Annotated in this window: 6 protein-coding genes and 3 rRNA genes; 4 read left to right on the forward strand and 5 right to left on the reverse strand. The window is 65.0% G+C overall.

Going from position 1 to position 12960, the window contains the following annotated elements; translation table 11 throughout:
* Positions 1-91: 91 nt before the first annotated feature.
* The 4 genes from ABR738_RS22025 to ABR738_RS22040 all read left to right on the forward strand — a co-directional run bounded on the left by ABR738_RS22025 (position 92) and on the right by ABR738_RS22040 (position 5899).
* Positions 92-1617, forward strand: a 16S ribosomal RNA gene (locus tag ABR738_RS22025).
* Positions 1618-1894: 277 nt separating this feature from the next.
* Positions 1895-5019, forward strand: a 23S ribosomal RNA gene (locus ABR738_RS22030).
* A 90-nt stretch (positions 5020-5109) separates the two neighbouring features.
* Positions 5110-5226, forward strand: a 5S ribosomal RNA gene (rrf, locus tag ABR738_RS22035).
* Together the 16S, 23S and 5S rRNA genes form the textbook arrangement of a ribosomal RNA operon.
* 121 nt (positions 5227-5347) lie before the next feature.
* A complete protein-coding gene (locus ABR738_RS22040; RefSeq protein WP_350231697.1) occupies positions 5348-5899 on the forward strand; it encodes a GNAT family N-acetyltransferase in 552 nt (183 codons plus the stop codon).
* 76 nt (positions 5900-5975) lie between these two features.
* Here the strand turns inward: ABR738_RS22040 and ABR738_RS22045 are convergent, their stop codons facing one another.
* From ABR738_RS22045 to ABR738_RS22065, 5 genes are read right to left on the reverse strand one after another with little or no spacing between them, the layout of a single operon-like run.
* On the reverse strand, positions 5976-7583 hold the full coding sequence (locus ABR738_RS22045; RefSeq protein ID WP_350231698.1) for a type VI secretion protein: 1608 nt from the start codon (positions 7581-7583) through the stop codon (positions 5976-5978).
* 1 nt (position 7584) lies between these two features.
* A complete protein-coding gene (locus ABR738_RS22050; RefSeq protein ID WP_350231699.1) occupies positions 7585-9012 on the reverse strand; it encodes an ATP-binding protein in 1428 nt (475 codons plus the stop codon).
* Between the two features lie 19 nt (positions 9013-9031).
* Positions 9032-10579 carry an SCO6880 family protein gene (locus ABR738_RS22055; RefSeq protein ID WP_350231700.1) on the reverse strand — a complete coding sequence of 516 codons (1548 nt, stop codon included), beginning with the start codon at positions 10577-10579 and terminating at the stop codon, positions 9032-9034.
* A complete protein-coding gene (locus ABR738_RS22060) occupies positions 10576-11970 on the reverse strand; it encodes a hypothetical protein (RefSeq protein ID WP_350231701.1) in 1395 nt (464 codons plus the stop codon). The genes ABR738_RS22055 and ABR738_RS22060 overlap by 4 nt, the downstream gene beginning before the upstream one ends.
* Positions 11960-12823: a hypothetical protein gene (locus ABR738_RS22065; protein WP_350231702.1), complete on the reverse strand. Its 864-nt coding sequence runs from the start codon at positions 12821-12823 to the stop codon at positions 11960-11962. Before ABR738_RS22065 ends, ABR738_RS22060 begins: the two co-directional genes overlap by 11 nt.
* Positions 12824-12960 lie beyond the last annotated feature (137 nt).

The following is a 12960-nucleotide window of genomic DNA, read 5'->3' on the forward strand; positions in this document are numbered from 1 at the left end:
TTACACAGCGAGGACGCTGTGGACGGGCCGCCTTATTCCGGTGGTTCCGTCCCGCTCTTACGTGATGTGTGCACCCGATTACGGGTAAACATTCATGGAGAGTTTGATCCTGGCTCAGGACGAACGCTGGCGGCGTGCTTAACACATGCAAGTCGAACGATGAAGCCCTTCGGGGTGGATTAGTGGCGAACGGGTGAGTAACACGTGGGCAATCTGCCCTTCACTCTGGGACAAGCCCTGGAAACGGGGTCTAATACCGGATAACACTCCTCAGGGCATCTTGAGGGGTTAAAAGCTCCGGCGGTGAAGGATGAGCCCGCGGCCTATCAGCTTGTTGGTGGGGTGATGGCCTACCAAGGCGACGACGGGTAGCCGGCCTGAGAGGGCGACCGGCCACACTGGGACTGAGACACGGCCCAGACTCCTACGGGAGGCAGCAGTGGGGAATATTGCACAATGGGCGAAAGCCTGATGCAGCGACGCCGCGTGAGGGATGACGGCCTTCGGGTTGTAAACCTCTTTCAGCAGGGAAGAAGCGAAAGTGACGGTACCTGCAGAAGAAGCGCCGGCTAACTACGTGCCAGCAGCCGCGGTAATACGTAGGGCGCAAGCGTTGTCCGGAATTATTGGGCGTAAAGAGCTCGTAGGCGGCTTGTCACGTCGGATGTGAAAGCCCGGGGCTTAACCCCGGGTCTGCATTCGATACGGGCTAGCTAGAGTGTGGTAGGGGAGATCGGAATTCCTGGTGTAGCGGTGAAATGCGCAGATATCAGGAGGAACACCGGTGGCGAAGGCGGATCTCTGGGCCATTACTGACGCTGAGGAGCGAAAGCGTGGGGAGCGAACAGGATTAGATACCCTGGTAGTCCACGCCGTAAACGTTGGGAACTAGGTGTTGGCGACATTCCACGTCGTCGGTGCCGCAGCTAACGCATTAAGTTCCCCGCCTGGGGAGTACGGCCGCAAGGCTAAAACTCAAAGGAATTGACGGGGGCCCGCACAAGCAGCGGAGCATGTGGCTTAATTCGACGCAACGCGAAGAACCTTACCAAGGCTTGACATATACCGGAAACGGCTAGAGATAGTCGCCCCCTTGTGGTCGGTATACAGGTGGTGCATGGCTGTCGTCAGCTCGTGTCGTGAGATGTTGGGTTAAGTCCCGCAACGAGCGCAACCCTTGTTCTGTGTTGCCAGCATGCCCTTCGGGGTGATGGGGACTCACAGGAGACTGCCGGGGTCAACTCGGAGGAAGGTGGGGACGACGTCAAGTCATCATGCCCCTTATGTCTTGGGCTGCACACGTGCTACAATGGCCGGTACAAAGAGCTGCGATGCCGTGAGGCGGAGCGAATCTCAAAAAGCCGGTCTCAGTTCGGATTGGGGTCTGCAACTCGACCCCATGAAGTCGGAGTTGCTAGTAATCGCAGATCAGCATTGCTGCGGTGAATACGTTCCCGGGCCTTGTACACACCGCCCGTCACGTCACGAAAGTCGGTAACACCCGAAGCCGGTGGCCCAACCCCTTGTGGGAGGGAGCTGTCGAAGGTGGGACTGGCGATTGGGACGAAGTCGTAACAAGGTAGCCGTACCGGAAGGTGCGGCTGGATCACCTCCTTTCTAAGGAGCACAGTACCGATTGCAGACACATGTTCTGCACGGTCAGCTCATGGGTGGAACGTTGACTATTCGGCACGGTTCTTGAAGGTCACTAGTACTGCTTCGGCGTGGAAAGTGAACCAGAGAGGACCGGGCCGGGCACGCTGTTGGGTATCTGAAGGTACGGCCGTCAAGGTTGTGTCTTCGGTCGCCGGCCCCAGTGCACTCACCAGGTTCTGGTGGGGTGATGGGTGGTTGGTCGTTGTTTGAGAACTGCACAGTGGACGCGAGCATCTGTGGCCAAGTTTTTAAGGGCGCACGGTGGATGCCTTGGCACCAGGAACCGATGAAGGACGTGGGAGGCCACGATAGTCCCCGGGGAGCCGTCAACCAGGCTTTGATCCGGGGGTTTCCGAATGGGGAAACCCGGCAGTCGTCATGGGCTGTCACCCATACCTGAACACATAGGGTATGTGGAGGGAACGAGGGGAAGTGAAACATCTCAGTACCCTCAGGAAGAGAAAACAACCGTGATTCCGGGAGTAGTGGCGAGCGAAACCGGATGAGGCCAAACCGTATGCGTGTGATACCCGGCAGGGGTTGCGCATGCGGGGTTGTGGGATCTCTCTTTCACAGTCTGCCGGCTGTGAGGCGAGTCAGAAACCGTTGGTGTAGGCGAAGGACATGCGAAAGGTCCGGCGTAGAGGGTAAGACCCCCGTAGCTGAAACATCAACGGCTCGTTTGAGAGACACCCAAGTAGCACGGGGCCCGAGAAATCCCGTGTGAATCTGGCGGGACCACCCGCTAAGCCTAAATATTCCCTGGTGACCGATAGCGGATAGTACCGTGAGGGAATGGTGAAAAGTACCGCGGGAGCGGAGTGAAATAGTACCTGAAACCGTGTGCCTACAAGCCGTGGGAGCGTCGCGCGCTGAGTTTACTCAGTGCGTCGTGACTGCGTGCCTTTTGAAGAATGAGCCTGCGAGTTAGCGGTGTGTAGCGAGGTTAACCCGTGTGGGGAAGCCGTAGCGAAAGCGAGTCCGAACAGGGCGATTGAGTTGCACGCTCTAGACCCGAAGCGGAGTGATCTAGCCATGGGCAGGTTGAAGCGGCTGTAAGAGGTCGTGGAGGACCGAACCCACCAGGGTTGAAAACCTGGGGGATGACCTGTGGTTAGGGGTGAAAGGCCAATCAAACTCCGTGATAGCTGGTTCTCCCCGAAATGCATTTAGGTGCAGCGTCGTGTGTTTCTTGCCGGAGGTAGAGCACTGGATAGGCGATGGGCCCTACCGGGTTACTGACCTTAGCCAAACTCCGAATGCCGGTAAGTGAGAGCGCGGCAGTGAGACTGTGGGGGATAAGCTCCATGGTCGAGAGGGAAACAGCCCAGAGCATCGACTAAGGCCCCTAAGCGTACGCTAAGTGGGAAAGGATGTGGAGTCGCAGAGACAACCAGGAGGTTGGCTTAGAAGCAGCCACCCTTGAAAGAGTGCGTAATAGCTCACTGGTCAAGTGATTCCGCGCCGACAATGTAGCGGGGCTCAAGCGTACCGCCGAAGTCGTGTCATTCCAGCATATAGGGCCAACGCCTGCTGGGATGGGTAGGGGAGCGTCGTGTGCCGGGTGAAGCCGCAGCGGAAGCTAGTGGTGGACGGTTCACGAGTGAGAATGCAGGCATGAGTAGCGATACACACGTGAGAAACGTGTGCGCCGATTGACTAAGGGTTCCTGGGTCAAGCTGATCTGCCCAGGGTAAGTCGGGACCTAAGGCGAGGCCGACAGGCGTAGTCGATGGACAACCGGTTGATATTCCGGTACCCGCTTTGAAACGCCCAGTATCGAATCCATTAATGCTAAGGCCGTGAAGCCGCCCTGATCTCTTCGGAGTTGAGGGGAGTGGTGGAGCCGCTGACCCAAGGTGGTAGTAGGTAAGCGATGGGGTGACGCAGGAAGGTAGTCCAGCCCGGGCGGTGGTTGTCCCGGGGTAAGGGTGTAGGACGTGCGGTAGGCAAATCCGTCGCACATATAGTCTGAGACCTGATGCCGAGCCGATTGTGGTGAAGTGGATGATCCTATGCTGTCGAGAAAAGCCTCTAGCGAGTTTCATGGCGGCCCGTACCCTAAACCGACTCAGGTGGTCAGGTAGAGAATACCGAGGCGTTCGGGTGAACTATGGTTAAGGAACTCGGCAAAATGCCCCCGTAACTTCGGGAGAAGGGGGGCCATCACCGGTGATGAGATTTACTCTCTGAGCTGGGGGTGGCCGCAGAGACCAGCGAGAAGCGACTGTTTACTAAAAACACAGGTCCGTGCGAAGCCGTAAGGCGATGTATACGGACTGACGCCTGCCCGGTGCTGGAACGTTAAGGGGACCGGTTAGTGACCTTTCGGGGTTGCGAAGCTGAGAACTTAAGCGCCAGTAAACGGCGGTGGTAACTATAACCATCCTAAGGTAGCGAAATTCCTTGTCGGGTAAGTTCCGACCTGCACGAATGGCGTAACGACTTCTCGACTGTCTCAACCATAGGCCCGGTGAAATTGCACTACGAGTAAAGATGCTCGTTTCGCGCAGCAGGACGGAAAGACCCCGGGACCTTTACTACAGTTTGATATTGGTGTTCGGTTCGGCTTGTGTAGGATAGGTGGGAGACTTTGAAGCGGCCACGCCAGTGGTTGTGGAGTCGTCGTTGAAATACCACTCTGGTCGTGCTGGATGTCTAACCTCGGTCCGTGATCCGGATCAGGGACAGTGTCTGATGGGTAGTTTAACTGGGGCGGTTGCCTCCTAAAGAGTAACGGAGGCGCCCAAAGGTTCCCTCAGCCTGGTTGGCAATCAGGTGTTGAGTGTAAGTGCACAAGGGAGCTTGACTGTGAGACCGACGGGTCGAGCAGGGACGAAAGTCGGGACTAGTGATCCGGCGGTGGCTTGTGGAAGCGCCGTCGCTCAACGGATAAAAGGTACCCCGGGGATAACAGGCTGATCTTCCCCAAGAGTCCATATCGACGGGATGGTTTGGCACCTCGATGTCGGCTCGTCGCATCCTGGGGCTGGAGTCGGTCCCAAGGGTTGGGCTGTTCGCCCATTAAAGCGGTACGCGAGCTGGGTTTAGAACGTCGTGAGACAGTTCGGTCCCTATCCGCTGCGCGCGCAGGAACATTGAGAAGGGCTGTCCCTAGTACGAGAGGACCGGGACGGACGAACCTCTGGTGTGCCAGTTGTCCTGCCAAGGGCATGGCTGGTTGGCTACGTTCGGAAAGGATAACCGCTGAAAGCATCTAAGCGGGAAGCCTGCTTCGAGATGAGTGTTCCCACCTCCTTGAGAGGGTAAGGCTCCCAGTAGACGACTGGGTTGATAGGCCAGATGTGGAAGCCCGGTAACGGGTGGAGCTGACTGGTACTAATAGGCCGAGGGCTTGTCCTCAGTTGCTCGCGTCCACTGTGTTTGTTCTGAAGCAATGAACTCCCGCATGCCCCTTGGGGTGTGTGCCGGTCGAGTTCAACTTCATAGTGTTTCGGTGGTCATAGCGTTAGGGAAACGCCCGGTTACATTCCGAACCCGGAAGCTAAGCCTTTCAGCGCCGATGGTACTGCAGGGGGGACCCTGTGGGAGAGTAGGACGCCGCCGAACAAATTTTGGGGAAAGCCCCGCACCCGATCGTAGGAATACGGTCGACGGTGCGGGGCTTTTTCGCGTTCTGGGTGCGGCAAAACACGTTGCGGGTGGTCGGGGCTGTGGCCAGCATGAACGCATGGACTATCTGATTCGCCCGGTCCGCGCCGACGAATGGCTGCGGATGAAGGAATTGCGCCTGGTCGCGCTGGCCGATCCGGTGGCTCCGGTCGCGTTCCTGGAGACCCCGGAACAGGCTCTGGCCCGCCCGGATTCGTTCTGGCAGGAGCGGACGGCGGGTGTCACGCGCGGCACGTCCGCCCGGCAGTTCGTCGCCGAGACGCCGGACGGGGAACTGGTGGGCACGGTCGTCGTGCTGGTCGAGGAGGTCGGAGCGAAAGACATCTTCGGCGCGGAGATCACTGCCCCGCAGGCGCACTTGGTGGGCGTCTTCGTGCGTGACGAGTACCGAGGGGTGGGCCTGACCGAGCGGCTTTTCGAGGCCGCCGTCGAGTGGGCTTGGGCGCTGGAGACGCCGCCCGTCGAGCGCGTAAGGCTCTACGTCCACGAGGACAACCCGCGCGCTCAGGGCTTCTACCGCAAGTTCGGTTTCGTGGCGACGGGGCAGTGCGCGCCCGTGGTGGGGAAGGCCGGCGGCGTGGACTTGGAGATGGAGCTCGTACGAACCTGATCGTACGAACCTGATCGTACGGACCTGACAGTGCGAGCCTGACCGTACGAGCGGGCTCGGCCCGCGGCCGGCGCTCTCAGGTCAGCGCTTCGGTCCAGCGCGCGCGGGCCTGTTCGGGGGAGCGGAGCAGGACCAGGGGCGGCAGGCCCTGGTCCTGACCGGTCGACAGCAGCTCCGGAAGGCGGGGAAGGGGGGCCACTGCCGCGACGTCGTCCAGGACGAGCGTCATTGGTGGGTCGAGGCGACCGTCAGATGACCGTTCGGCCATGCGGCGGCCGCGCTCGACCACGTCTGAGGCGAGCGCCGTCAGGAGGGGCATCGCGGCGGGGTCGGACCGGGGATCCTCGATCGCTTCGCCCACCACATAGAGGGTGCCCCCTTCGTTCACGAAAGATTCCAGAGCGAGCGAATCCGCTCGGTTCGGTGTGCAGGCGTCGCGGATGTGGATCGAGGCGAGGCATGCGAGAGCGCGGGCGGTCAACGCCTGGGCGATCTCCCGGCGTTCGGGGTACGCGGTGAGCGCGGACTCCAGGAGGCCCGCGCCGCCGTTCTGGGCCTTGGGGTGGGTGCGCAGGATCCGTACGGCTTCGTGGGCGGCCGTTCCCTGGGCCCAGCGGTGCAACTGCTTCGTCGCCTTGCCGTCGCGGCTCTCCAGGGCGGCGGCGTGCAGCCAGCAGCGCAGCAGGGTTTCCGCGGTGTCGGCCATCGCGGCGTCCACGCGGGCCTGGGGGCGTACGGGGGCCAGGAGCGCGGTGGCCCGCGCGGCCGCCGTGTCGGGGTCCTCGCAGCCCGCGGTGGGGGACCAGTGCAGGCGGGCGGGGGTGTCGCAGCGGTGGGTGGGGTCGTAGACGTGTACGGGGCCGAGTTTGGCCCGGGCGTCTTTCGTCTCGGCCCACAGGGTCGGGTCCGAGGTGACGATCAGGGCCGCGCCCTCCGCGCCCTGGATCGCCTGGAGGGCGTGGGGCCGCCGGGCGGCCGGGGGGCCGAAGTGGAGCCGGGTGTCCGGTCGTTCGACTCTGGGAGTGGGTACCTCCGGGCCCCCTGCGGGGTTTACGGGGTCTGGTGTGCCGGCCAGTCCCTGTGCGGGCGCCGACGGCAGCGCGGGGTCCGTGGCGGCGGCCGGGGTGTCTGCCACCGGCGTTGGCTGTGCCCACCCGTTCCGCCCTGCGAAACGATTGTCCACAGCGGGGGCGGTGAGGGAAGCGTCACTCCCGACTGGCGTCGCGGGGCTGGTAGCGGCCGGAGTCGGGATCGCAGGGCCGGTTCCGTTGGTAGGGGCTGGGTTGAGGGGGTGGGTTCTGGGAGGGAGGGCTTGCTGCTTTGTTCTCGCTCGTACCGCCCGCCATCGTGTGAACGTCCCGAGCGCGAAGATCGTCAGGACGATCACGATGAGCAGTTCGCCGATCAGCAGGCCCCAGAACAGGCCGTAGCCCGAGAGGGCGTGGGGCGGGGTGTCCGGCCAGGCCGACGGGAGGTCGTGCGGGGCGGTGACCAGGGAGCGCAGGGCCATCGGGCTCTGCGTGAACGATACGCCTGGCGGCCACGCGCCCTGGGTGAGGAGGCCACCCAGGCCCGTGGCCGTCCACACCAGTACGGTCAGACCCAGCAGGAAGGCCAGCAGGCCGACCAGGAGCGAGTCCGGGATGCCGCGTGGGGTCTCTCTCGGTGCCGCCGGTCCGCTCATGTCAGGCCACCGTGGACTCGGAGGAGTCGGGTGCGGCGGACAGATGCTGTTCCCTGAGGGCCGCTCGGCGTTCCGTCTCCGATTCGAGCCGGGAGTCCAGCTCCGAGGCGAGGATGTCGTCCGTGGCCGCCGATTCGGTCATGGCGCGGTCGGTGAAGACCAGGGGGCGTTCTCGCTCGGTGATCAGGTGTTTGACCACTTGGACGTTGCCGTTCACGTCCCACACCGCGATGCCGGGGGTGAGCGTCGGGATGATCTCCACCGCCCAGCGTGGCAGGCCTAGTACCCGGCCCGTGGCCCGTGCCTCGTCCGCCTTCTGGGCGTAGATGGTCCTGGTCGAGGCCATTTTCAGGATCGCGGCGGCCTCCCGCGCGGCCGCGCCGTCCACGACGTCGCTCAGGTGGTGGACCACCGCCACGAACGACAGGCCGAGCCGGCGGCCGAACTTGAGCAGGCGTTGGAAGAGCTGGGCGACGAAGGGGCTGTTGATGATGTGCCAGGCCTCCTCGACCAGGAAGATGCGCTTCTTCCGGTCGGGGCGGATCCAGGTGTGCTCCAGCCAGACGCCCACGATCGCCATGAGGATCGGCATCGCGATCGAATTTCGATCGATGTGCGAAAGATCGAAGACGATCAGAGGTGCGTCCAGGTCGATGCCGACGGTCGTCGGGCCGTCGAACATGCCGCGCAGGTCGCCGTCGACCAGGCGGTCGAGCACCAGGGCGACGTCGAGTCCCCAGGCCCGTACATCGTCTATGTCGACGTTCATCGCCTCGGCCGACTCCGCCTCGGGGTGGCGCAGTTGTTCCACGATGTCGGTCAGGACCGGCTGACGGTCCGTGATCGTGGCGTTGACGTAGGCGTGCGCCACCTTGAGAGCGAAACCCGATCGTTCGTCCAGGCCGTGTCCCATCGCAACTTCGATGATCGTTCGAAGCAGGGCGAGCTGGCCGGTGGTCGTGATCGCCGGGTCCAGGGGGTTGAGCCGGATGCCGCCGTCCATCGCGGTCATCGGGTCGAGCCGGATGGGGGTTATCCCCAGCTCGCGCGCGATGAGGTTCCATTCGCCGACGCCGTCCTCGCCCTGCGCGTCCAGCACGACGACCTGGCGGTCGCGGAAGCGCAACTGCCGCAGGACGTACGTCTTCTCCAGGGCCGACTTGCCGTTGCCGGACTCGCCGAGCACCAGCCAGTGCGGGGCCGGGAGCTGTTGGCCGTACAGCTGGAAGGGGTCGTAGATGTATCCCTTGCCGCTGTACACCTCGCGCCCGATGATCACGCCGGAGTCGCCGAGGCCGGGGGCGGCGGTCGGCAGGTAGACGGCCTGGGCCTGGCCCGTGGAGGTGCGGACGGGCAGCCGGGTGGTCTCCACCTTGCCGAAGAGCAGGGAGGTGAAGGCGTCGGAGAGGAGAGACAGCGGATCTCGCATGGCGGGTACTGCCTCTCAACTAGCGGCGGATTCCGGTCGCGAACGGCAAGGTGTTGACGAAGGCGCGGTGGTGCTCGCGGTCGCACCACTCCAGCTTCAGATAGGACTTGCCGGCGGAGGCTCTGATGGTCCGCTTGTCGCGGGCCAGGGCTTCGGGCGAACGCGAGGACACCGTGATGTAGCCGACCAGGTTGACGCCGGCGGCGCCGCTCGCGAGGTCTTCGCCGCGCTGGTCGAGACGGCCGTGGGCGGCGATGTCGCGGGGGTCGACCGTGCGGTTCATCTTGGCCGCGCGGGAGGCTTCCGCCTCGTCGTTGGTCTTCTCCGTGAGCATGCGCTCGATGGCGACTTCGGTCGGCTCCAGGTCCATGCAGACGGCGACCGTGCGGATCACATCAGGGGTGTGGACGAGCAGCGGCGCGAGGAAGTTGACGCCGACCGGGGTCATCGGCCACTCCTTGACCCAGGCAGTGGCGTGGCACCAGGGGGCCCGCGTGGAGGACTCGCGGGTCTTGGCCTGGAGGTAGGTGGGCTCCACCGCGTCGAGCTCGGCCGGCCAGGCGTTGCGCTTGGTCATGGCCTGGATGTGGTCGATGGGGTGGTCCGGGTCGTACATGGAGTGCACGAGGGAGGAGAGCCGGCTCTGTCCGAGCGGCTGGCGTACGCGGATGTCGGCCTCGGCCAGCCGGGCGCAGATGTCGGTCAGTTCGCGTGCCATGACGACGGCCAGGCCCGCGTCGCGGTCGAGTTTGCGGCCGTGCGGGTTGGCGGCGCGGGCCATCGCGTTGGCCTCGGCGGCGAGTTCGCGGCTGTACTGCATGCACGCGACGAGGTAGGCGCGGTGCTGCTCGCTGGAGGTGGACACCATGGACTGGAGCTGGTCGTAGGACTCCTGGAGCCAGTCGGGCGCCTTGGTGTCGCCGCGCTGGGCGACGTCCTTGGCGTGGGCGTCGGGGTCGGCGGGCAGGGTGCGGGCCAGCATCTGGAGCCGGGTCACGAAGCCGTCGCCGTTGGCGACGTGCTTGAGCAGCGTGCCGAACCGGTCGACCAGAGCTTCCTGGTCCTCGCTGTCGCGCAGGCCGACGCCGGGGCCCTCGATCTCGATGGCGGCGGTGACGGTACGCCGGTCGGCATGCAGCAGGACGGCGATCTCGTCGGGGCCGAAGGGCGCGGCGAGCCAGGTGATGTGGCCGATGCCGGGTGGCGGTCCGACCTCGACCTCGCGCCCGTCGAGGCGTACGCCCGCCTCGGGTGAACCCGAACGGTAGGCGGTGCCCCGGCGCAGCGAACGCTTATAACTGCGGTTGATTTCAAACCACTTGTAGAAGGTGCGGTGCTTGTACGGCACGTACACCGCGGCGAGCGCCAGGAAGGGGAAACCCATCAGGAGCACGATGCGCAGGGACAGGACCGGGACGAGCAGCCCGCACACCATGCCGAGGAAGGCACCGCCGATGATCAGTGCGATCTCGCCGGTCTCCCGGTTCTTGCCGACGACGGCCGACGGCCTGGCGCGGCCGATCAGATACGTACGGCGGGGCGTGACCGGCTGGGACTGGGTCGTCAACGCCCTCCACCTCCAGTGTTCTTGTTACCTGCGGTACCGCCGGTGTCGCGGCGGTGGGAGTGCGGCGTGCCGGACGTCGGGCTGTTGCCGCTGCGCGGCGGAGGGGCGGCGGAGGGGACAGTTCCGCCGCCGGCTCCGCCGCCCGTTCCACCGCCGGAGCCCCGGCTGCTGTGGGCGGCCACGCCACCGGACAGGGGGTTGGCGGGGCGCGCCTGGGCGGCGCCGCCGCCGCCCTGGTTGCCCCGGCTGCTGTGGGCCTTGATGCCCTGGGAGACCAGGGCGGCGGGCGAGGAGACGAGGGCGGCGGCCTGGGCGCCGCTGGTGGCCTGTTTGCGGTTGGAGCGGGCGGAGGCGATCTCGTCGCCGAAGCCGGGGACGAAGCGGTAGATCATCGCCGAGGCGAAGATCGCGAGCAGGATGATGGCGAGGCCGGAGACGACGGCCGAGAAGGAGTCGGGGCCCTTGCCGGAGGAGAGCGCGCCGGCGAGGCTCAGGACGATCACGATGATGGGTTTGACCATGATGATCGCGATCATGATCCCGGCCCAGCGCCGGACGTGGCCCCACATGTTCTTGTCGACGAGTCCCGAGTACACGATGACGCCGAGCAGCGCGCCCACGTACAGCAGGAGGGCGCGGATGTAGAGCTCAAGGAAGAGGACGCCGGCGGCGACGATGGTGACCAGGGAGACGACGATCAGCATGATCGGGCCGCCGCCGATGGATGTGCCCTTCTTGAGCGCGTCCGAGAAGGAGCCGAAGAAGACGCCGGTTTGGTCGCCGGTGCCGGCGGCGATGACGTCGGTGACGGCGTCGGTGGCGTTGACCACGGTGTAGAGGACCAGCGGGGTGAACGCGGAGGCGAGCACCGTCAGCCACAGGAAGCCGACGGCTTCCGAGATGGCGGTCGACAGCGGCACGCCGCGGATGGCGCGCTTGGCGACGGCGAGGAGCCACAGGACGAGGGTGAGGATCGTGGCGGCGGCGAAGACGATGGCGTAGCGGCTGAGGAAGGCGGGGTCGGTGAAGTCCACCTTGGCGGCGGTCTTCACGAACTTGGAGAGCGTGTCGACGACCCAGACGGCGGCGTCGGCGCAGCCCTTGGAGAGCGAGGTGAGGGGGTCGGCTGCGCCGCCGTCGGTGGGGGGGATGCTGCCGCTCTTGCTGGTGCCGCCCGATCCGCTGGTGCAGTACTGCTTGGCGGGGCCGATCAGAAGGTCACACGGGTCACTGCTCGCGCTGGGGCTCGGACTGGCCCCCGGCGAACCACTCGGGGCGGGCGTGGGGGTCGGAGCTGCGTAGGCCCTGCTCGCCAACAGGACGGCCGAAGCTTGCACAGCTGTGAACGTGCCGGTGATCGAGAGGGCGACGCGGGTCGGCTTACCGGGCATAGGTGAAGCCTCCGTACTCCCCGACGGCCTTGCTGATGGCGTCGGCGCTGGAAGCCGCGATGTCGCCGGGGACGGGCGCAGGGCCGTCGGTCTGGGTGTCGTCGGCGATCTTCCAGTCGTTGTCGGACCACTGGAGGTCGAACGTCCACGTCTTCCACGCCGTGCGTACTGGGTCGGTGGAACCAGGCCCCGACATTCCGATGAGGCCGGTGTACCAGACGGAGACCTTCGCGCTGCCCGTGCCGTAGTCCTGCACCTTGGTGCCCACGGGGATGGTGCGGGAGACGAACGTATTGCCTGGCGGCGTCCGGCCTTCGGCGTCCAGCCCGAGCCTCTTCAGAAAGTCCGCGGAGTACGCCGCGTCCTGTGGTGCCTTGAGCTTGGCCGCGGCCGCGGTGGTGTACACGGCATCGAGGATCTGGTGCCGGGTGTCCTTGTTGAACATGCCCGTGGACCCCAACGCCACCGCGTAATTCGCCGCAGCCGACTGCGCCCCCTCCTCGGTCTGGGGGAAGCCCGCCGGGATCGAGCCGTTCTTGCCCGTCACCGGCTTCGTGCCCGTCGCCGCCGTCGACCCCGCGGCGCCGGGCCTCGCGGTGGTGTCCGGGGTCGTGCCCGTGTCGTCGCCGCCCCGGTTCGCGAAGGCGATCGCCGCGATCAAAAGGACCACGACGCCGACCACCATCACCAGGGAGCGGGACGTCCGGGGCGGTCGGCGGCCCGCGCCGTAGCTGTCGCCGGCTGGCTCGGGCAGGCGCGTACGGGTCTGGCGGGTGCCGCCGAGCGTGCTGAAGCGGTCGTCGCCGTGGCCGGGTCCGGCCCCGCCGTGGCCCGGCTCGTCGTCGAAACTCATGCCTGCGCCCCCTCGACCGTGTGCGGTTCCGCGTAGTACGACGGTAGCCGTGCTGGTTCCCGCGCGGGCGCGGTGTGGTGACTCGACATCAGGGGGACGCAACCTCTGCCGGTGGGCACGACGGACGGATGGTGTGA

It is taken from the genome of Streptomyces sp. Edi4, from assembly GCF_040253615.1.
Taxonomy (GTDB): domain Bacteria; phylum Actinomycetota; class Actinomycetes; order Streptomycetales; family Streptomycetaceae; genus Streptomyces.